Below are 21,329 nucleotides of genomic sequence, written 5' to 3' on the forward strand. Positions count from 1 at the left end.
TACTTTTGTTGCGAGTGAGATCTGCTGGCTGGGATTAGAACGTGAAAAAGGCTACACTTCGCCTTTGATAACTATTCACTACCCTACTCAAAATCATTCTGGCTGCATCAAGGCGGCAAGAGAGAAAATCCCTGCGAGCATAGATGGCTATGTGACCAGGGTTTTCGAATGCAGCCAACACAGAGGCAGCCTGAAGGATGAAGAGTATATAAAAGAGGCGAAGTCCAACGTGGCTCAATTCGTTTATACCATGCATCGTGTCGGCAAAGTCGTTCCGCCGAAACGTCATATTCTTAAAAACATCTCTCTGAGCTTCTTCCCGGGTGCCAAAATCGGTGTACTCGGTCTGAACGGCGCGGGTAAATCCACCCTGCTGCGCATCATGGCCGGTATTGATACCGACATCGAAGGCGAAGCACGTCCACAACCGGGCCTCAAGATCGGTTACCTGCCGCAGGAACCGAAACTGAACCCGGAACATACCGTGCGTGAATCCGTTGAAGAAGCGGTCGCCGATGTGGTTAACGCCCTGAAAGGCCTGGATGAAGTGTACGCGAAGTACGCCGAGCCGGATGCCGACTTCGATAAGCTTGCCGCACAGCAGGGTAAATTCGAAGAAATCATTCAGGCACACGACGGCCACAACCTGAACGTGCAGCTGGAGCGCGCCGCTGACGCACTCCGTCTGCCGGACTGGGATGCCAAAATTGAAAAGCTGTCCGGGGGTGAACGCCGCCGCGTCGCGCTGTGTCGCCTGCTGCTGGAAAAACCAGACATGCTGCTGCTCGACGAACCGACCAACCACCTGGATGCAGAATCCGTGGCATGGCTGGAACGCTTCCTGCACGACTTCGAAGGGACCGTAGTGGCGATTACCCACGACCGTTACTTCCTCGATAACGTGGCTGGCTGGATCCTGGAGCTTGACCGCGGTGAAGGTATTCCGTGGGAAGGTAACTACTCTTCCTGGCTGGAGCAGAAAGATCAGCGTCTGGCGCAGGAAGCCTCTCAGGAAGCGGCTCGCCGTAAATCCATTGAGAAAGAGCTGGAGTGGGTACGCCAGGGCGCGAAAGGCCGTCAGTCGAAGGGTAAAGCCCGTCTGGCACGCTTTGAAGAGCTCAACAATACCGAATACCAGAAGCGTAACGAAACCAACGAACTGTTTATTCCACCAGGACCTCGTCTGGGCGATAAAGTCGTTGAGGTTACCAACCTGCGTAAATCCTACGGTGACCGCGTCCTGATCGACGATCTGAGCTTCTCGGTACCGAAAGGCGCTATCGTCGGGATCATCGGTCCGAACGGCGCGGGTAAATCCACCCTGTTCCGTATGCTCTCCGGTGAAGAACAGCCAGATAGCGGCACCATTGAACTGGGTGAAACCGTGAAACTGGCCTCCGTTGACCAGTTCCGTGACGCGATGGATAACAGCAAAACCGTGTGGGAAGAAGTGTCCGGCGGGCTGGATATCATGAAGATCGGCAACACCGAAATGCCAAGCCGCGCTTACGTAGGCCGCTTCAACTTCAAAGGTGTTGATCAGGGTAAACGCGTCGGCGAGCTGTCCGGTGGTGAGCGTGGTCGTCTGCACCTGGCGAAGCTGCTGCAGGTTGGCGGCAACATGCTGCTGCTCGATGAACCGACCAACGACCTGGATATCGAAACCCTGCGCGCGCTGGAAAACGCCTTGCTGGAGTTCCCGGGCTGCGCAATGGTTATCTCGCACGACCGTTGGTTCCTCGACCGTATCGCCACCCACATTCTGGATTACCAGGATGAAGGCAAAGTCGAGTTCTTTGAAGGTAACTTTACCGAATACGAAGAGTACAAGAAACGCACGCTGGGCGCAGATGCGCTGGAACCGAAGCGTATCAAGTACAAGCGTATTGCTAAGTAATTACCATTAAGCGCCGGATGGCGGCGTTACGCCTTATCCGGCCTACGAGGTTAGTGCGATTTGTAAGCCGGATAAGCGCAGCGTCATCCGGCCTATGAGGTTAGTGCGACTTGTAGGCCGGATAAGCGCAGCGCCATCCGGCATTAAATCCTATCTCTGCTCACCCATCAATTCTTTCACCAGCTCCACACAGCGCAGGAAGCGACCGTCATAGTCCGGCTCCTCGACGTGGACAAAATCGATGTTATTTTCCTGCAGCATTTCCACCAGCAGCGACTGAAACGCCTTACGGTCAACCGAGCTGCCCAGACTGCGTAGTCCATCTGCCACCCACGGCGTGTTGTTTTCCAGCAGAATGACCAGGTCAAAGCGATACTCGTCGATCAGTGCCTGCACAAACGGGTGCTCACGCCCTTCGTACTTTTTACAGAACGCCTGAGTGGTCACGAAGTCGGTATCGATAAACGCCACTTTATTGGCGTATTTAACTGCAAAATCAATGTACTGTGCCTGACCCAAAGCAATTTTATCGTAGTCAGAATACTGTAACGCCATCTCGTCGCCGCCCAAATGGGAGAAGACATAATCACGGCCGTACTCCCACGCACTGGTGGTATTGAAGATATTAGCGAGCTTATTCACCAGCGTCGATTTGCCGCTCGACTCACCGCCGAGGATCGCCACGGTACGCACGAAAAACGGCTTCACTTCGGTCGGAATATATTCCCAGTAGCGGAACGGATTTTCGCGGATTTGCCCACCGCTGATGCTCATAAACGTCCGTTTCGGATCGACCAGTACCGTTTCAATGCCCAGATGCTCCAGATACTGCGGGGCATCTGATTCCTCAGAGGTGTAGATCCAGTTTGGCTGGATCCCTTTCTCCTGCATAAACGTTTTGATGCCGTTGCTCCAGACATCCCAGCCGTGCGGGTAAGGCTCCATGCCCTCTTCATTGAAGGCGTGAATCCGGATATTTTTCTGATATTTGAACGTTTGCAGCAGCCAGCGTAAACGATCGGAAACCGTGGGCTGCTGTGACATGGCGCTGTCTTCAAACAGGCTACGATCGCGCGTATCGTCATAGCCCATGATGATATGTAGCTCATCAACCTGGCTACAAGCGCGCTGGATCAGATAGATATGACCGGTATGCAGCGGATAAAACTTCCCGAAGACCACGCCGATGTTTTTCTGCTGGCGAGGAAATTCGAGTCCGAGAAAACGGTGCAGCGCCTCCAGCTTTTGCGCGCTGGGGCTTTTGATTTTGGCATTCAGCAGCTGGCTTAAATAGCCCTTGGTCATGCCACTGGCATCCGCCACCTGTTGCAGAGTACAGCCCTTTTGCTTAATGGCGGTTTTCAGATAATCAAATGACACAAGAGCCTCCTGCTGAAAAAACATGCAACAATGCCTGATGGCGCTTCGCTTATCAGGCCTACAGGGTGAAACAAATAATTACCCTATGGATTTCTGGTGGCAGGAAGGCGGCAAGTGAGTGAACCCCGATGAGCTTAGTAAACTAAGTGATTCGGGTGAACGAACGCAGCCAACACACCTGCCGACAGAAAGACGACGGGTAATGAATTATAAGTCGTCAAACACGTTTAACGCATCCGCGAGCTTTTTAACGCCAAAAACCTGCATTCCTTCCGGCACCTTTTTCGGCACATTGGCGGCAGGGACAATCGCCCGACGGAAACCGTGCTTTGCCGCTTCAGAAATTCGCTCCTGGCCGCTGGGAACCGGGCGAATCTCCCCCGCCAGCCCCACTTCGCCAAAGACCACGAGATCGTGCGGTAGCGGCCTGTCGCGCAGGCTGGAAACCATCGCCAGCAGTAACGCAAGATCGGCACTGGTTTCGGTGACTTTGACGCCGCCAACCACGTTAACGAACACGTCCTGATCAGACATTTGCAGGCCGCCGTGACGGTGCAACACCGCCAGCAAAATCGCCAGGCGGTTTTGTTCCAGCCCTACAGCTACGCGTCGAGGGTTCGCCATCATCGAGTGATCGACCAGCGCCTGAATCTCCACCAGCAGCGGGCGCGTCCCTTCCCAGACCACCATCACCGAGCTGCCGGAGGTCACTTCATCGCCACGGCTTAAGAAAATCGCGGAAGGATTGCTGACTTCGCGCAGGCCCTGTTCGGTCATGGCGAAGACACCAAGCTCATTCACCGCGCCAAAGCGGTTTTTATGGCTACGCAGGGTACGGAAACGAGAATCCGCATCGCCGTCAAGCAGCACCGAGCAGTCAATGCAGTGCTCCAGTACTTTTGGCCCAGCCAGAGAGCCATCTTTGGTGACGTGACCGACCATGACAATCGCCACGCCGCGCGTTTTAGCAAAGCGTGTCAGGTATGCGGCGGTTTCACGCACCTGCGCCACGCTGCCCGGCGAAGACTGAATATCCGCCATGTGCATCACCTGAATGGAGTCGATGACCATCAGCTTTGGCTGCTCTTCCTCTGCAATCAGGCAAATCTGCTCAATGCTGGTTTCTGACAGCATATTCAGATTTGCCGTCGGCAGACCGAGTCGATGGGCGCGCATCGCCACCTGTTGCAGCGATTCTTCCCCGGTGACGTACAGGGTCTTCATCTGCTCGGCAAGCTTGCACAGCGTTTGCAGCAGCAGGGTGGATTTCCCGGCCCCTGGATTACCGCCGATCAGAATGGCGCTGCCGGGCACCACACCACCGCCCAGCACGCGGTCGAATTCTTTAAAACCGGTAGAAAAACGCGGCAGCTCTTCCAGACTGATATCCGACAGCTTTTGCACCTTTGCAACACCCGCATTACCGGCATAGCCGCTGAGACGCTCGTTACGCGCCACCGTCGGCGACGCGGCAAGACGCACCTCGGTAATGGTGTTCCAGGCCTGACAGGCGCTACATTGCCCCTGCCAGCGCGGATAATCGGCCCCGCATTCATTACATACAAAGGCGCGTTTAGGAGCTTTTGCCACGTTTTACCTCGTTATTTCTGGTTCATGCTGCCGGAGAGAATGCAGAACACCCCCATCAGATCAGCGTGACGGATAGTAATCTCCGTCTTTTCATTCACTTTCGGCTTAGCATGGTAGGCGATCCCCAGCCCTGCCGTTTTGATCATCGGCAGATCGTTGGCGCCGTCGCCAATCGCCACCGTTTGTGTCATCGGGATTTCATATTCCTGCGCCAGTCGGGTCAGGGTGGCGGCCTTGTACTGGGCATCGACGATATCGCCAATCACGTTGCCGGTAAATTTCCCGTCCATGATCTCCAGCTCGTTCGCCACGATCGCCGTCAGACGCAGCTTTTCACGCAGGTAGTCAGCAAAGAAGGTAAAGCCACCAGAGGCAATCGCCACTTTCCAGCCCAGCGTTTCCAGCTTCAGCACCAGCTGCGTTAAGCCGGGCATCAGCGGGAGATTTTCACGTACCTGCATCAAAATATTGGCATCAGCGCCCTTCAGCGTAGCGACGCGGCTGCGCAGACTGGCGGTAAAATCCAGCTCGCCGCGCATCGCGCGTTCCGTCACTTCTGCGACCATCTCGCCGGTGCCGGCCAGTTTGGCGATTTCATCAATGCACTCGATCTGGATCGCCGTCGAATCCATATCCATCACCAGCAGGCCTGGCGTGCGCAAATGCGGGATTTTCCCCAGCGGGGCGACATCCAGTTTGGCATCATGCGCCAGTTTTGTTGCCCGCGGTGTTAACGACCCCGCCAGGCGAATCACCTGATAATCCTCGACGCACCAGGCTGCCACGATCACCATCGCCGCCCCCAGTTTGCTCTGGTATTGCGTTAAGCGCTGTTTATCCAGCCCACGACCATACAGCAGCCAGCCGCTACGGCCCGCGTGGTAATCCAGTGGCATCACTTCATCACCACTTAAAGAGAGGGGCAGACCTGGCCACAGAGAGACATCTTCAGGTAGATCGCACCAGGTAATGTTAGGCATTAAAGCTCCTGTAAAATCGTTCGGGTCGGAATCATCAGGGGAAAATAACGCATGAGGCTACCCTGTAACCAGCGCTTCTGGCAACATTAAGCCTCAAATTTTCAGCAGGTGGAATATGGCTCGCGCAAAACTGAAATTCCGACTTCATCGTGCAGTGATTGTATTGTCCTGCCTCGCGCTGCTCGTCGCCCTGATGCAGGGCGCGTCGTGGTTTAGTCAAAACCATCAACAGCAGCGAAATCCGCAGCTGGAAGAGCTAGCCCGCACGCTGGCCCGCCAGGTTGCGTTAAACGTCGCGCCGCTGATGCGAACAGAAACGCCGGATGAAAAACGCATCGCTGCCGTGCTGCGTCAGCTCACCGACGAGAGCCGTATTCTCGATGCGGGCGTCTATGATGAACAGGGCGATCTCATTACGCATGCCGGTGAGAGCGTGAATGTTCGCGACCGGCTGGCGCTGGACGGTAAAAAAGCCGGGGGCTATTTTAACCAGCAGATTGTCGAACCCATTCAGGGTAAAAACGGCCCGCTGGGCTATCTGCGCCTCACGCTCGACACCCACACCCTTGCCACCGAGGCCAAACAGGTGGATAACACCACCAACATTCTACGCCTGATGCTGCTCCTGTCACTGGCGATTGGCGTGGTATTAACCCGGACATTACTGCAAGGTAAGCGCACCCGCTGGCAACAATCGCCGTTCCTGCTGACCGCCAACAAACCGGTGCAGGAAGAAGATAGCGAGAAAAAAGAGTAATTTACCAGGAAGGAAATCAACCATGACCACATTACGCCTGCTTATCTCCGACTCTTACGATCCGTGGTTTAATCTGGCGGTTGAAGAGTGCATTTTTCGTCAAATGCCCGCCACGCAGCGCGTGCTGTTTTTATGGCGCAACGCCGATACGGTGGTCATAGGCCGGGCGCAAAACCCGTGGAAAGAGTGCAATACCCGACGCATGGAAGAGGATAACGTCCGGCTGGCTCGCCGTAGCAGCGGCGGCGGCGCGGTGTTTCACGATCTCGGTAATACCTGCTTTACCTTTATGGCAGGCAAACCGGAATACGACAAAACCATCTCCACCACTATCGTACTCAATGCCCTGAACGCACTGGGCGTCAACGCTGACGCCTCCGGGCGTAACGATCTGGTGGTCAAAACGGCCGAAGGCGATCGCAAAGTTTCAGGTTCGGCGTATCGCGAAACCAAAGACCGCGGATTCCACCACGGTACGCTGTTGCTAAATGCCGATCTCAGCCGCCTGGCGAACTATCTTAATCCCGATAAAAAGAAACTCGCGGCGAAGGGAATTACCTCCGTTCGTAGTCGGGTCGCTAATCTGGTTGAACTGCTGCCGGAGGTTACTCACGAGGCCGTATGCGAAGCCATCACCAACGCCTTTTTCGCGCATTATGGCGAACACGTGGCGGCAGAAATTATTTCCCCGGATAACACGCCGGATCTGCCCAACTTTGCCGAAACGTTTGCCCGCCAGAGCAGCTGGGAGTGGAACTTTGGTCAGGCGCCTGCCTTCTCTCATCTGCTGGATGAGCGTTTTACCTGGGGCGGCGTCGAGCTGCATTTCGACGTTGAGAAAGGCCATATCACCCGTGCGCAGATGTTTACAGACAGCCTGAATCCCGCGCCGTTAGAAGCGCTGGCGGGTCGCCTGCAAGGGTGTCTGTATCGTGCGGATAGGCTACAACAGGAATGCGATGCGCTGGTTGGTGATTTCCCGCAGCAGGAAAAAGAGCTACGCGAACTGTCGGCATGGATAGCGGGCGCAGTACGCTAATAAAAAAGCCCGCTGGCGCTGTGCTTAGCGGGCATACAAAACCGTAGGCCGGGTCAGGCAAAGCCGCCCCCCGGCACTAAAGATATTACGCTTTATCGCCCAGCAGCACGGATTCCAGCGCGATTTTGATCATGTCGTTGAAGGTCGTCTGACGTTCAGCGGCAGTGGTCTGCTCGTGAGTACGGATATGGTCGGATACGGTGCAGATGGTCAGCGCTTTCGCACCAAACTCAGCCGCAACACCGTAGATACCTGCAGCTTCCATTTCCACGCCCAGCACGCCGTATTTTTCCATCACATCGAACATTTCGCCGTCCGGAGAGTAGAACAGGTCAGCAGAGAACAGGTTGCCCACGCGCGCGTCTACGCCCAGCGCTTTGGCCGCATCCACAGCGTTACGCACCATGTCGAAGTCAGCGATAGCAGCAAAGTCATGATCTTTAAAACGGATACGGTTAACTTTGGAATCGGTGCAGGCACCCATACCGATGACCACATCACGCAGTTTCACGTCCATACGCACAGCGCCGCAGGAGCCTACGCGGATGATTTTCTTCACGCCGAAATCGGTGATCAGCTCTTTGGTGTAGATGGAGCAGGACGGGATACCCATGCCGTGACCCATCACGGAGATCTTACGGCCTTTGTAGGTGCCGGTGAAACCTAACATGCCGCGAACGTTGTTCACTTCACGAACATCTTCGAGGAAAGTTTCAGCAATGTGCTTCGCACGCAGCGGGTCGCCAGGCATCAATACGACGTCAGCGAAATCACCCATTTCTGCATTAATATGTGGAGTTGCCATCTTTTATCCTTATCTCGTTGTTATTGCCTGATGGCGGCTACGCCTTATCAGGCCTACAAAACTACAAAACGTATTCAAATACCTTAAGGATTTCACGTTGTAGGAAGGCGACGAATTCGTGAATCCCCGGGAGCATAGATTAACTATGTGACCGGGGTGAGCGAATGAAGTCAACGCATCTACAGCGGGAAAGACAACGGGTATTACAGCATGTTTTTACCGTAGTCCATCGGCGACGTACCAAAGTAGCTCGCCAGCGTCTGACCGATATCCGCGAAGGTTTCGCGGTGACCCAGTGAACCCGGTTTGACTTTCGGGCCATAGATCAGCACCGGAATGTGCTCGCGCGTGTGGTCAGTGCCCGGCCAGCTTGGGTCACAGCCGTGGTCAGCGGTCAGGATCAGAATGTCATCTTCACCCACCAGCTCCATCAGCTCAGGCAGGCGGCGGTCGAACAGCTCCAGGCCTGCGGCATAACCGGCGATATCGCGACGATGGCCCCATGAGGAGTCGAAATCGACGAAGTTGGTGAAAACGATAGTCTCGTCACCGGCTTCTTTCATCTCTTTGATAGTGGCGTCAAACAGCGCGTCCAAACCGGTCGCTTTCACTTTTTTAGTGATACCGCAGTTCGCGTAAATGTCGGCAATCTTACCTACAGAAACAACGTGGCCATTTTTCTCGTCGACCAGCTTCTGCAGAACGGTCGCCGCTGGCGGTTCTACAGCCAGATCGTGACGGTTACCGGTACGCTGGAAGTTACCCGCTTTATCGCCAATAAACGGACGGGCGATCACGCGACCAATGTTATAGCCGCCTTCGGTCAGTTCTTCACGGGCGATTTCGCACAGCTCGTAGAGTTTATCCAGACCGTAGGTCTCTTCGTGACAGGCAATCTGGAACACGGAGTCAGCGGAGGTATAGAAAATCGGCTTGCCGGTTTTCATATGCTCTTCGCCCAGTTGGTCCAGAATCACCGTACCGGAAGAGTGGCAGTTGCCGAGGTAGCCCGGCAGGTTGGCACGCTTAACCAGCTTGTCCAGCAGCTCCTGCGGGAAGCTGTTTTCATGATCGGAGAAGTAACCCCAGTCAAACAGAACCGGCACACCGGCGATTTCCCAGTGACCAGACGGCGTGTCTTTGCCGGAAGAGAGTTCATGCGCCCATGCGTAGGCACCGATTACCTCTGCATTACCGTCCATTCCGGCGGCAATTTTACCTGTAGAACCTTCGTGAGCTTTCACCAGGCCCAGACGGGTCAGGTTAGGCAAATTCAGCGGACCTTTGCGACCATTGTCAGCTTCACCTTTCGCGCAGGCTTCTGCAATGTGCCCCATAGTGTCTGAGCCTACGTCGCCAAAGCGATCCGCATCTTCAGTCGCACCAATACCAAAGGAGTCCAGCACCATAATAAATGCACGTTTCATCTTGTTCTCCATACATCTGCGCCGCAAAAAAGCGATCAGATCAGTATACAGTTATTCGGTTATACGACGATAGACTGTCGGTGTAATTTCTGGCGCTTTGTCGTCAAGGCTAATTGCCGCTTTGACCGCTTTCGCCGCTTCCTGCCAGCTGGCTTCATCTTTAGCGTGGATCACCGCCAGCGGACGCTGTCCGTCTACGCTGTCGCCCAGACGCGCCATGTCGCTAAAGCCGACGCTGTAATCAATAGTGTCCGATGCCTGACGACGACCGCCGCCCATGGAAACCACCGCCATCCCCAGCGCACGGGTATCCATTGCGCTAACAAAACCTTCGGTATCAGCATAGACAGCTTTGCTGAGCATTGCCGTTGGCAGATACTTCGCATAGTTTTCCACGAAGTCGGTCGGACCTTTTTGCGCTGCGACCATGCGACCAAAAATTTCCGCCGCTTTACCGTTATCCAGCACCGCCTGCAATTTCGCGCGAGCTTCGGCATCGTCTTTCGCCAGTTTGCCGGAGATCAGCATTTCCACACACAGCGCCATGGTGACGTCTAACAAACGTGGATTGCGATATTCACCGGTCAGGAACTGCACGGCTTCGCGGACTTCTACTGCGTTACCGGCGCTGGAAGCCAGCACCTGGTTCATATCGGTTAACAGTGCGGTGGTACGCACGCCTGCCCCGTTCGCCACGCCGACAATCGCTTCGGCAAGGGCTTCAGAAAGCTCGTAGGTTGGCATAAAGGCGCCGCTACCGACTTTCACATCCATCACCAACGCATCCAGCCCTTCCGCCAGCTTTTTAGCGAGGATCGAACCGGTGATCAGCGGAATGGAATCCACCGTCGCGGTAATGTCGCGGGTGGCATAAAAACGTTTATCCGCCGGTGCGAGCGAGCTGGTTTGCCCAATAATCGCCACACCCACGTCTTTAATAATTTCACGGAAACGCGCGTCGTCCGGGAAGATGTCAAATCCCGGAATAGCTTCCAGTTTATCCAGCGTACCGCCGGTATGCCCCAGGCCGCGCCCGGAGATCATCGGAATATAGCCGCCGCATGCTGCGACCATCGGGCCTAACATCAGTGACGTTACGTCACCCACGCCGCCGGTCGAGTGTTTATCCACAATCGGGCCGTTCAGCTGCAGACTTTTCCAGTCCAGCACGGTTCCTGAATCACGCATTGCCATGGTCAGCGAAACACGCTCAGGCATTGTCATATCGTGGAAGAAAATGGTCATCGCCAGGGCGGCGATTTGCCCTTCAGAGATGGTGTTGTCGCGAATACCGTTAATAAAGAAACGAATTTCTTCATCACTTAGCGCATGACCATCACGTTTTTTACGAATAATTTCTTGTGCGAGAAACAAGGGAACCTCCCGATTATGGGCCGGGTAAGCAATGCGCCACCCGGCAAGTCGTATTCATGCCGGATGGCGGCTTGCGCCTTATCCGGCCTACGATGGGCAATGAAAACTTAGTAGCTGCTTGCGCTCTTACCGTCGCCGTGACCCAGCGCCTTCAGCAAGCTTGCCAGCAGGCTGGATGCGCCAAAGCGATAGTGACGGGAATCCGCCCAGTCTGCGCCAAACAGTTCGTCGGCAATGGCGAGGAATTGCTGCGCGTCTTCCGCAGTACGCACGCCGCCAGCCGGTTTGAAACCAACGGTTTTCGAAACGCCCATATCGCGGATCACTTCCATCATGATGCGTGCGCTTTCCGGCGTCGCATTAACCGGGACTTTACCGGTAGAGGTCTTGATGAAATCAGCCCCTGCTTTGATGGAGATTTCAGATGCTTTGCGAATCAACGCTTCTTCTTTCAGTTCACCGGTTTCGATGATCACTTTCAGCAGCACGTTTGCTTCTGCACATGCGTCTTTACAGGCTTTCACCAGGTCAAAACCGACCTGCTCGTTGCCAGCAATCAGCGCACGGTACGGGAATACCACGTCAACTTCGTCTGCGCCGTAGGCAATCGCTGCACGGGTTTCTGCCAGCGCAATATCGATATCATCGTTGCCGTGCGGGAAGTTGGTTACCGTTGCAATACGGATATCCGGCGTGCCCTGCTCGTTCAGCGTTTTACGCGCAATAGGGATGAAACGCGGATAGATACAGATTGCCGCCGTGTTGCCCACCGGGGTTTTTGCCTGATGACACAGCGCGATCACTTTTTCATTGGTGTCGTCGTCATTCAGGGTGGTCAGGTCCATCAGTTTCAGGGCACGCAGGCTGCTTGCTGTTAAATCGGTCATAACATTCTCCAACGGCATCGCCGTATAAAATTTCACCTTGCGAGTTTGTTAGTATTCTAACATCCGCTCGCTATTACACTTCGATATACATCACAGTTAATGAAAACCACATACAGATTTGCATTACTCTAATGAGATCTACTTCAAATAATCGACCTTTACTGGCGACATGCGATGGCATCAGGCGCATCCGGATCAAAGGTTGAGGATCGGTTGCTTCCTACAATGTTGCTTAACCTTCGGCACATAAAGGAATCGACGATGCCCACTTCAAGCGAACTCGCGCTGCAACAGCGCTGCCAACAAATCGTGACCAGTCCGGTGCTCAGCCCTGAGCAGAAACGCCACTTTCTGGCGCTGGAGGCAGAAAACGCACTGCCTTATCCGCAGTTGCCTGCACAAGCACGCCAGGCGCTGGATGACGGGGTTATCTGCGATATGTACGAAGGTCATGCCCCGTTCAAACCACGTTATGTTTTGCCCAATTATGCGCATTTTCTGGCCAACGGCTCAGCCTGGCTTGAGCTGGAAGGTGCACAGGATCTTGATGACGCCTTATCCTTGCTCACCATCCTGTACCACCATGTTCCGTCAGTGACGTCGATGCCGGTGTACCTTGGTCAGCTTGATGCCCTGCTGCAACCGTATGTTAGAATTCTAACACAAGACGAGATCGATATTCGAATAAAACGTTTCTGGCGGTATCTCGACAGAACCCTGCCAGACGCCTTTATGCATGCCAATATTGGCCCGGCCGATACGCCGATCACCCGCGCCATTTTACGTGCAGATGCAGAGCTAAAGCAGGTTTCGCCTAATCTTACCTTTATTTATGATCCACAAATCACACCTGACGACCTGCTGTTAAACGTGGCGCAAAATATTTGCGAATGCAGTAAACCGCATATTTCCAACGGCCCTGAAAATGATAAAATTTTCACAAAAGGACATTATGGCGTCGTCAGTTGTTACAACTCGCTGCCGCTGGCGGGCGGCGGAAGTACGCTGGTCAGGCTGAATCTGAAAGCCATCGCAGAGCGCAGCACGTCTGTCGATGACTTCTTTACACGCACCCTACCGCACTACTGCCAGCAGCAAATTGCCATCATTGATTCACGGTGTGAATTCCTCTATGAGAAATCACATTTCTTTGAGAATAGCTTCCTGGTGCAGGAAGGGTTGATTGATCCCGAACGTTTTGTGCCAATGTTTGGCATGTACGGTCTGGCGGAAGCGGTAAACCTATTGTGTGAGAAAGCCGGGTTGAACGCACGCTATGGCAAAGATGAAAGCGCCAATGAGATGGGCTATCGGATCAGCGCCCAGCTTGCTGACTTTGTGGCCAACACACCGGTGAAATACGGCTGGCAGCAGCGTGCGATGCTGCATGCGCAGTCGGGGATCAGTTCAGACATTGGCACCACGCCGGGCGCGCGTCTGCCGTATGGCGACGAGCCGGATCCTATTACTCATCTGCAAACCGTGGCCCCGCATCACGCGTATTATCACGCCGGGATCAGCGACATCCTCACGCTGGATGAAACCATCAAGCGTAACCCACAGGCGCTGGTACAGCTTTGCCTGGGCGCGTTTAAAGCCGGAATGCGTGAATTTACCGCCAACGTCAGCGGTAACGATCTGGTCCGCGTCACCGGTTATATGGTGCGCCTGTCGGATCTGGAAAAATACCGTGCCGAAGGATCTCGCACTAACACCACCTGGCTGGGTGAAGAGGCCGCACGCAATACGCGCATTCTGCAACGACAACCTCGTGTGATAAGCCATGAACAGCAGATGCGCTTCAGTAAGTAAACTGATCCCTTTTTCCTGCGTCGACGGGCCAGGTAGTCGCCTGGCCCTGTTCCTGCAAGGGTGCAATCTGCGCTGTAAAAATTGCCACAATCCGTGGACGATGGGGCGCTGCAACGATTGCGGGGAGTGCGTGCTGCATTGTCCGCATGACGCATTAAGTCTGAGTGCGGGAAAAGTGTGGTGGCAGTCTGATGTTTGCCAGCAGTGCGACACCTGCCTGCAAATGTGCCCGCAGCAGGCCACGCCGATGGCGCAGACGATGAGCGTCGATGAGGTGCTGCGTCACATTCGTAAGGCATCGTTGTTTATTGAAGGGATAACCGTGAGCGGCGGTGAGGCGACGACGCAGCTTCCCTTCGTGATTGCGCTGTTTTCCGCGATCAAAGCCGATCCGCACCTGCAACACCTGACCTGCATGGTGGACAGCAACGGCATGCTGGGCGAAACCGGTTGGGAGAAGCTGCTGCCGGTGTGCGATGGCGTCATGCTGGATTTAAAAGCCTGGGACAGCGCGTGCCATTTGCAGCTCACCGGGCGCGATAACGCGGCAATCAAGCGCAGTATTCTCTTTCTGGCCGAGCGGAGAAAACTGGCGGAGCTTCGCCTGCTGGTCATTCCCGGACAGGTGGATTACTTGCAGCACGTTGATGCGCTGGCAGCGTTTATTCACCGCCTGGGCAACATTCCCGTGCGCCTTAACGCGTTTCATGCGCATGGCGTGTATGGTGAAGCCAAAACCTGGCCGAGCGCGACGCCAGAGGATGTGGAGCAACTGGCGCAAGGGCTGCGCGAACGCGGTGTGAATAATGTGATCTTCCCGGCGCTGTACCTGTGAAATGCCGAATACGACGACATCACCATGTGTAGGCCGGATAAGGCACAGCCGCCATCCGGCAAAGATATGCCTGATGCGCTTCGCTTATCAGGCCTACGGAGCGCACACTTTTGTCGGCCGGATAAGGCGCAGCCGCCATCCGGCACTCAACAATCACACATTAAACAACGCCGTGGTATTACGATACAGCGCCTCGGCGATGACCTCTGCGGGCTCCGGGCGCAGCTCACATAATACTTCAAACACCCTGGTGACCTGCTCCGGGCGATTGGGCTGACCCTGAAAGCCGTTGAGCGGCATATCCGGCGCATCGGTTTCCAGCAGCAAGGATCCCAGCGGCAGCCGCGCCATCACCTCGCGCGTTTTGCTGGCACGGGGATAGGTAATGGTTCCGCCCACGCCAATTTTATATCCCAGCTGCACAAAGCGTTCCGCCTGCTGCAAGCTCCCGGCAAAGCCATGCACTACGCCGGTACGCGGTAGCGCATGGCGCTTAAGGTGCATCGCCAGTTTGTCATGAGTACGTCGTGAATGCAGGATCACCGGCAGTTCGTAGCGTTTCGCCAGTTGAAGCTGCGCGTCCAGCATCCTTTCCTGCTTGTCGAACTGCGGATCGTCACGATACAAATCCAGTCCTATCTCCCCTACCGCTACCACCTTCTGCGCACGCTTTTCCAGCGCCTGTTGCAACTGGTCCAGGGCATCGTCGTCATGATGTTCAATCACAATCGGATGTAAACCCAGTGCGGCAAACAACGGGGGATAGGTGTGTGCCAGAGTTAGCACTCGAGTAAAGTTCGCCGCCTCGGTCGCCGGCACGATAATCCCGCTCACCCCCGCCTCTGCAGCGCGCTGCAGGCTGGCAGGTTCATCGCCGGTGAACGGCGGAAAATCAAAATGACAATGCGTATCGATAAACCGATAGCTCACGCCAGATCCTCATGATTAAACGTCGTATCGTTGGCATGAGGCACATCAGTCACCACGGGCGCCAGCTCGTCATTGGCAACCGGCGCCGGAGGGACCACCACCGGTCCAGGCACCATAATCTTCGGCGTCTGGCGGGGCAACGGTGTGTTTTTCGCCAACAGTTTACCGACGGTCGCCAAAAAGTAACGTCCGCACAGGCGTCCGGTTTTGTAGTCTTCCCGCAGGGCCGGAATTCGGCTTCCCAGCGCCATACTGTGGAGCGGCTTGGGCGGATAGATCTCAAAGATACGCAGCTTACCCGGCGGTTTTTCAATAAAACTCTGAATGGCGCGGTAGCTGGCCTCATGATGCTGCACCAGATTGACCAGCGGTTGCAGGCTGCTTTCCCCCAGCCAACGTTCCATGCGTTTGAACCACTGCGGGGTGTAGTACATTTGCGAGGGCACGGTGCGGATCACCACCAGCGTTTTCGCCCCCTGCTTTACCGCCTGCTGAACGGGGATGGCGTCACTGACCCCACCGTCCAGATAGTTCACGCCGTCCAGCGCTACCCCGCTACGATAAAATCCTGGCATGGCGCTGGACGCACGCAGAAGGTCGAGCCAGTTTTGTCGGTTCGGCGAAAAATAGCCCGGCGTGTAGTCATCTCCGCGACAGGCGCACATGTAAAACGCTTTTCCCGCGGCAAATAACTGTTCGGCATGGTCTATCGCCAGCGGCATCTGCGCGGCGGTGGACTCTACCAGCCAGTCGAGATCGATGAGATTTCCCCCGCGCACAAACCGCACCGGGTCAAAGAATTCACGTCGGGTGGTGTAGCGCATAATCACTTTGCGCCCGTAACCCGGCTGGTTACAGAGATAGGCCGACAGGTTTTGCGCACCAGCGGACGTCCCGTAGAAGAGATCAAAAGGATTAAATTGCGCGCGCATAAACTCGTCCAGCACGCCCGCGGTAAAAATGCCTCTTTGCCCTCCGCCCTCGCACACCAGCGCCATGTTGCCGGGTTGAAACGGACGTAACGATAAAGGCGCAATATTACCGAGCGTGACGGGTATTCTCTGCCCCACCTCTGCCTTCCTGTTTTTTTTATGATAGAGCGACAAAGTAACGCAAATTACGTATCACTAAAACCGTAAAAGCCAGTCCGCTGGACTGGCTGAGTAGCAATTTTTCTTTACGGTTTACCAACTAGGGTCGTTTACGCCCGGTAAACAGGCTGACCAGGAACAGGATAATCCCCACCACGAAGACAATTTTCGCTGCACCTGCAGCGGTACCCGCCAGTCCACCAAAGCCCAGAGCGGCGGCAATTAACGCGATAACCAGAAATATGATGCCCCAACGAAACATACGCTTCTCCTTTACCATAGTTAATGTCAACCGCTTGATATGGGCGCTCAGGCCGCCCATTGCGATATTTTAGTGTGGTGCACAACGCGCCTTCCGACAAATATCAGGTTGGCGAATTAAGTCGAATTACTGAGTTTTGAGGTCGTTTTTAACGCTTTTCACGCCATCAACGGCTTTGGCGATACTCTCAGCGCGCTCGATTTGCGCCTGTGAGTCAACGGTGCCTGAAAGCTGAACCACGCCATCGGTGGTCTCCACTTTCACTTTGCGAGAAGGAACGATGTCATCAGCCAGCAATTTGGCTTTGACTTCACTGGTGGTTGCCGTATCGCCCGCATAGCCTTTTACAGAAGTGCTTTTGCTGTCACGCACGTGCAGTTTGTCGCTCACGGAGGTAACTCCCTCAACGCCTTTCGCCACTTTTACCGCTTCTTCTGCCTGCGCCTGGCTTTCAACAAATCCGCTTAACGTGACCACTTTCTGGTCTGTTTTAACCGAGATATCGGTGCTCTTTATGCTTTCGTGATCGACCAGCGCGGCTTTCACTTTTGCGGTAATGGAGCTGTCATCCATGAAATCGCCGACTTTATTCATCGAGCTATCAACTTTCTGCCCTGCGCTTTCAAGACCGGATTGCCCTTTATCGGTGGTCGCGTTTTCTGCAAATGCAGACCCCGTGGCAACAGCAGACGTCAGCATCACAGCCAGCAGCGTTTTTGAGATCTTCAGTTTTGTCATTGTCATCGATTTAATCCTTTTTTTGCTCATATCGATGCTCTGCCGCTTATCGGGCTGAGCCAGCAATTCATCTCGTAATCGAAATAAATATCAGCTAAAACAACTAAGATGAGAAAGTAACGTAGAATTTAAAGCCGATATTTATGTCATCACAATGTTAAATATAGATCACATTTTTGATGCCGCAGACAAATACGATTAAAAAACAGGCAAAATAAGGAAAAAGTGCGGGATTTAAGAACATTCCGTAAGGGATTAATAAGGCAGGGAAAGTCGCAGGGCACGGCATAAGCCGCACCCTGGAAGGTCGATTAGTGTTCGCGCGTTTTACGGAACGTCACGTCTGGATAACGTTCCTGGGTGAGGTTCAGGTTAACCATGGTCGGGGCGATATAGGTCAGGTTATCGCCGCCATCCAGCGCCAGCTGAATTTCGTTTTTACGCTTAAATTCTTCGAATTTCTTCACGTCTGAGCATTCTACCCAGCGCGCGGTCGCCACGTTGACCGATTCGTAGATCGCTTCAACGTTGTACTCGCTTTTCAGGCGGGAAACGACGACGTCAAACTGCAGCACGCCGACAGCACCGACGATCAGGTCGTTGTTGGCAATTGGACGGAAGACCTGCACCGCACCTTCTTCAGACAGCTGTACCAGCCCTTTCAGCAGCTGTTTTTGCTTCAACGGATCTTTCAGGCGAATACGACGGAACAGTTCTGGCGCGAAGTTCGGAATACCGGTGAACTTCATCATCTCACCCTGGGTAAAGGTGTCGCCAATCTGAATAGTGCCGTGGTTGTGCAGACCGAGGATATCGCCCGGGTAGGCTTCTTCCACGTGAGAGCGGTCGCCCGCCATAAAGGTCAGCGCATCGGAGATCACCACGTCTTTACCAATGCGCACCTGGCGCATTTTCATGCCTTTCTCGTACTTGCCGGAAACCACACGCATGAACGCCACACGGTCGCGGTGTTTCGGGTCCATATTGGCCTGAATTTTAAACACAAAACCGGTGAATTTCTCTTCAGATGCCTCAACGATGCGGGTGTCGGTTTTGCGCGGCATAGGCGCAGGCGCCCACTCCACCAAACCGTCAAGCATATGGTCAACGCCGAAGTTACCTAACGCGGTTCCGAAGAACACCGGAGTGATTTCACCGGCGAGGAACAATTCCTGGTCGAACTCGTTAGACGCGCCCTGCACCAGTTCCAGCTCGTCGCGCAGCTGCTGCGCCAGGTCTTCACCGACGGCGGCATCCAGCTCCGGATTATTCAGGCCTTTAACAATACGGACTTCCTGAATAGTGTGACCTTTACCGGTCTGGTACAGATAAGTTTCATCTTTATACAGGTGGTAAACACCTTTGAACAATTTACCGCAGCCAATCGGCCAGGTAATTGGCGCGCAGCCAATTTTCAGTTCGTTTTCGACTTCATCCAGCAGCTCCATCGGATCGCGGATATCACGGTCGAGTTTGTTCATGAACGTCAGGATCGGCGTATCGCGCAGACGCGTTACTTCCATCAGTTTACGCGTACGATCTTCAACACCTTTCGCGGCGTCGATAACCATCAGGCAGCAGTCCACCGCCGTCAGCGTACGGTAGGTATCTTCCGAGAAGTCTTCGTGCCCTGGGGTATCCAGCAGGTTAACCAGGCAGTCATGATACGGAAATTGCATCACAGAGGTGGTAATAGAGATACCACGCTGCTTTTCCATCTCCATCCAGTCTGATTTCGCATGCTGGTTAGAGCCGCGGCCTTTAACGGTACCGGCGGTCTGAATTGCCTGTCCGAATAACAGCACCTTTTCGGTGATCGTCGTTTTACCGGCATCCGGGTGAGAAATAATGGCAAAGGTGCGGCGTTTGGCCACCTCTTGCAAATAAGGAGACAACGTCATAGTTCAATCTTCTTGAGTAAGCGCGGCTCTACGTCACGCATGTTGAATACGAAAAATTGCGGCTATTTTACCCATCAATGGGGGGGAGGCAATCAGTGTTTACACAGGAGTTGTTCCAGTTCGCTTAATGAAGCCACGGTCCAGGTCGGCTGAATGCCTACCGGCTGTTCGCGTTGGTGCGCATTTAGCCAGCAGGTTGATAGCCCGGAATTGATGCCACCCAGAATATCGGACTCCGCCGTGTCACCCACCATCAGCACGCGGGAGCGATCGGGATTGCCCGCCTGCTCCAGCGCATAATCAAAAATACGCGGGTCGGGTTTTGCCACGCCAACCTGTTCAGAAATGATCATCAGGTCGAAGTAATCGCGCAGCCCGGTGCGCTCAAGGCGAATTTGCTGCAAGGCGGTAAAACCGTTGGTAATAATGCCGATTTTCGTTTTGCCACGAATCGCATTCAGCAGCGAAACCGCACCCGGTAACGGGGAACAGATTTCTGCCATCGCATTAATAAACGCATCATTGAGCGAGCCAGGCGGCACGTTCAGACGCTCAGCCCAGCTCAGGAAACGGGCATGCTGCAGTTGTAATGAGGTGATCGCACCGTTTTGATAATCCACCCACAGCGGTTTATTCACGGCCTGGTAGTCCTGAAAATCCTCAGCGGTAAAGGTAATGCTGTAGTCAAGAAACATCCGCTGTAGGCCGGTAAACGCATCAAATGTAAACAGCGTTTCGTCGGCATCAAAGAAAATCCAGTCCCACTTCATCATCATTACACCTTGTCTTACATACTGATTGGCAATGCCATAATAATGGCGTCTTCGTGGCCGTCGGCTGTCGGGTAGTAATTGCGGCGGATCGTCGCCTCGTTAAAGCCCAGGCTTTCGTACAGCGCAATCGCCGCAGCGTTCGAGGCGCGCACTTCTAACCACAGCGTCAGAATGCCGCGTTTTTCCAGCTCGTCGATCAGGTACTCCAGTAGCTCACGTCCCAATCCCCGTCGCTGAAAATCAGGATCGACGGCAATGTTGAACAGCGTGGCTTCATCCAGCACGACCTGCGTTATCGCAAAAGCGGCCATCGTTCCATCAACGGTTAACTGATAGTTGAGATAGCGATCGCCCTGGTTGCTGGCAAATGTTTTTTCGCTCCATGGAAAAGCATGGGCGCGTTTTTCAATCTGAAATGCTGCGGGTAAATCAGTCGGATTGAGGGAAGAAATCGTGTTCATATGCGCAGATTTGTTGCCATAAGGCGGCGCGTGCCGCTGGGTTTTCCCGTAATTCATTAAACGCAGGACTGGTGACCTGAGCGCCATCCAGTTGCAGAGGCTCTTCGGTTCCCAGCCGCCAGCTATTACAGCGACTGCCTTGCGGCAGCATGGCGACACGGTCTGGCGTCAGTTGTAAAACCTGATCCGCACTGACGGTCAATGCGCGTAAAATATCGTTCATCAACGGTTCGGTTAACGCGGGTAACTCCGCCGCGACCATCACCAGACGGACGTGCGCAGGAATGGAAATCGCGATCTCCCCTTGCAGTGCGCCAGGACGGCGCAGCGACCACTGCGTAATGCCCAGTTGCTGTAACTGCCAGTCTCGTCGGGATGTCATAGCGAAAC

The 21,329-nt window shown here is 54.3% G+C and carries 20 protein-coding genes; 5 read left to right on the forward strand and 15 right to left on the reverse strand.

Features of this window, described 5'->3' with window-relative positions:
• Window positions 1-229 precede the first annotated feature (229 nt).
• On the forward strand, window positions 230-1,897 hold the full coding sequence (gene ettA, locus QNN86_RS13635) for an energy-dependent translational throttle protein EttA (protein WP_181618589.1): 1,668 nt from the start codon (window positions 230-232) through the stop codon (window positions 1,895-1,897).
• Between the two features lie 150 nt (window positions 1,898-2,047).
• Here ettA and nadR read toward each other — a convergent pair whose 3' ends face one another.
• The 3 genes from nadR to serB all read right to left on the reverse strand — a co-directional run bounded on the left by nadR (window position 2,048) and on the right by serB (window position 5,847).
• On the reverse strand, window positions 2,048-3,277 hold the full coding sequence (gene nadR / locus QNN86_RS13640; RefSeq protein WP_411961646.1) for a multifunctional transcriptional regulator/nicotinamide-nucleotide adenylyltransferase/ribosylnicotinamide kinase NadR: 1,230 nt from the start codon (window positions 3,275-3,277) through the stop codon (window positions 2,048-2,050).
• A 207-nt stretch (window positions 3,278-3,484) separates the two neighbouring features.
• Window positions 3,485-4,867, reverse strand: a complete 1,383-nt coding sequence (gene radA / locus QNN86_RS13645) for a DNA repair protein RadA (protein WP_182270471.1) — start codon at window positions 4,865-4,867, stop codon at window positions 3,485-3,487.
• Window positions 4,868-4,878: 11 nt separating this feature from the next.
• The gene (gene serB, locus QNN86_RS13650) at window positions 4,879-5,847 is read right to left on the reverse strand and encodes a phosphoserine phosphatase (protein ID WP_181618586.1); all 969 of its coding nucleotides are present in this window, start codon (window positions 5,845-5,847) and stop codon (window positions 4,879-4,881) included.
• 115 nt (window positions 5,848-5,962) lie between these two features.
• On the opposite strand from serB, the gene QNN86_RS13655 reads away from it, so the two are divergent.
• Together QNN86_RS13655 and lplA are read left to right on the forward strand one after the other, a co-directional pair.
• Window positions 5,963-6,604 carry a YtjB family periplasmic protein gene (locus QNN86_RS13655; RefSeq protein ID WP_181618585.1) on the forward strand — a complete coding sequence of 214 codons (642 nt, stop codon included), beginning with the start codon at window positions 5,963-5,965 and terminating at the stop codon, window positions 6,602-6,604.
• A 22-nt stretch (window positions 6,605-6,626) separates the two neighbouring features.
• Entirely contained in the window at window positions 6,627-7,643 is a 1,017-nt protein-coding gene (lplA, locus tag QNN86_RS13660; RefSeq protein ID WP_414211263.1) for a lipoate--protein ligase LplA, read from the forward strand.
• Between the two features lie 85 nt (window positions 7,644-7,728).
• On the opposite strand, the gene deoD is transcribed toward lplA, so the two are convergent.
• From deoD to deoC, 4 genes are all read right to left on the reverse strand, one after another.
• Entirely contained in the window at window positions 7,729-8,448 is a 720-nt protein-coding gene (deoD, locus tag QNN86_RS13665; protein ID WP_115643920.1) for a purine-nucleoside phosphorylase, read from the reverse strand.
• Window positions 8,449-8,651: 203 nt separating this feature from the next.
• Complete coding sequence (deoB, locus tag QNN86_RS13670) at window positions 8,652-9,875, reverse strand: phosphopentomutase (RefSeq protein WP_414211265.1); 1,224 nt, start codon at window positions 9,873-9,875, stop codon at window positions 8,652-8,654.
• A 51-nt stretch (window positions 9,876-9,926) separates the two neighbouring features.
• Complete coding sequence (gene deoA, locus QNN86_RS13675) at window positions 9,927-11,249, reverse strand: thymidine phosphorylase (RefSeq protein ID WP_043018339.1); 1,323 nt, start codon at window positions 11,247-11,249, stop codon at window positions 9,927-9,929.
• 107 nt (window positions 11,250-11,356) lie between these two features.
• A complete protein-coding gene (gene deoC, locus QNN86_RS13680; RefSeq protein WP_220132985.1) occupies window positions 11,357-12,136 on the reverse strand; it encodes a deoxyribose-phosphate aldolase in 780 nt (259 codons plus the stop codon).
• A gap of 261 nt (window positions 12,137-12,397) precedes the next feature.
• Here deoC and QNN86_RS13685 point away from each other — a divergent pair, with 261 nt between their 5' ends.
• Together QNN86_RS13685 and QNN86_RS13690 are read left to right on the forward strand one after the other, a co-directional pair.
• Window positions 12,398-13,948: a YjjI family glycine radical enzyme gene (locus QNN86_RS13685; RefSeq protein WP_181618582.1), complete on the forward strand. Its 1,551-nt coding sequence runs from the start codon at window positions 12,398-12,400 to the stop codon at window positions 13,946-13,948.
• Entirely contained in the window at window positions 13,920-14,783 is an 864-nt protein-coding gene (locus QNN86_RS13690) for a YjjW family glycine radical enzyme activase (RefSeq protein WP_181618581.1), read from the forward strand. Before QNN86_RS13685 ends, QNN86_RS13690 begins: the two co-directional genes overlap by 29 nt.
• A 153-nt stretch (window positions 14,784-14,936) precedes the next feature.
• Here QNN86_RS13690 and QNN86_RS13695 read toward each other — a convergent pair whose 3' ends face one another.
• The 8 genes from QNN86_RS13695 to QNN86_RS13730 all read right to left on the reverse strand — a co-directional run bounded on the left by QNN86_RS13695 (window position 14,937) and on the right by QNN86_RS13730 (window position 21,321).
• Window positions 14,937-15,713: a metal-dependent hydrolase gene (locus QNN86_RS13695; RefSeq protein ID WP_182270474.1), complete on the reverse strand. Its 777-nt coding sequence runs from the start codon at window positions 15,711-15,713 to the stop codon at window positions 14,937-14,939.
• Entirely contained in the window at window positions 15,710-16,783 is a 1,074-nt protein-coding gene (locus QNN86_RS13700) for a patatin-like phospholipase family protein (protein WP_414211269.1), read from the reverse strand. The genes QNN86_RS13695 and QNN86_RS13700 overlap by 4 nt, the downstream gene beginning before the upstream one ends.
• Before the next feature lie 121 nt (window positions 16,784-16,904).
• Window positions 16,905-17,066: a DUF1328 domain-containing protein gene (locus QNN86_RS13705; protein ID WP_003019081.1), complete on the reverse strand. Its 162-nt coding sequence runs from the start codon at window positions 17,064-17,066 to the stop codon at window positions 16,905-16,907.
• A 126-nt stretch (window positions 17,067-17,192) separates the two neighbouring features.
• A complete protein-coding gene (gene osmY, locus QNN86_RS13710; protein WP_115259528.1) occupies window positions 17,193-17,810 on the reverse strand; it encodes a molecular chaperone OsmY in 618 nt (205 codons plus the stop codon).
• A 305-nt stretch (window positions 17,811-18,115) separates the two neighbouring features.
• The gene (prfC, locus tag QNN86_RS13715) at window positions 18,116-19,705 is read right to left on the reverse strand and encodes a peptide chain release factor 3 (RefSeq protein WP_115259529.1); all 1,590 of its coding nucleotides are present in this window, start codon (window positions 19,703-19,705) and stop codon (window positions 18,116-18,118) included.
• 92 nt (window positions 19,706-19,797) lie between these two features.
• On the reverse strand, window positions 19,798-20,475 hold the full coding sequence (gene yjjG, locus QNN86_RS13720; RefSeq protein ID WP_279278124.1) for a pyrimidine 5'-nucleotidase: 678 nt from the start codon (window positions 20,473-20,475) through the stop codon (window positions 19,798-19,800).
• Window positions 20,476-20,492: 17 nt separating this feature from the next.
• A complete protein-coding gene (rimI, locus tag QNN86_RS13725; RefSeq protein WP_096758411.1) occupies window positions 20,493-20,939 on the reverse strand; it encodes a ribosomal protein S18-alanine N-acetyltransferase in 447 nt (148 codons plus the stop codon).
• A complete protein-coding gene (locus QNN86_RS13730; protein WP_137399159.1) occupies window positions 20,908-21,321 on the reverse strand; it encodes a DNA polymerase III subunit psi in 414 nt (137 codons plus the stop codon). Before QNN86_RS13730 ends, rimI begins: the two co-directional genes overlap by 32 nt.
• Between the last annotated feature and the right edge of the window lie 8 nt (window positions 21,322-21,329).

The sequence above is a fragment of the Citrobacter sp. C348 genome (assembly GCF_047467975.1).
GTDB classification, from domain to species: Bacteria; Pseudomonadota; Gammaproteobacteria; order Enterobacterales; family Enterobacteriaceae; genus Citrobacter; species Citrobacter gillenii.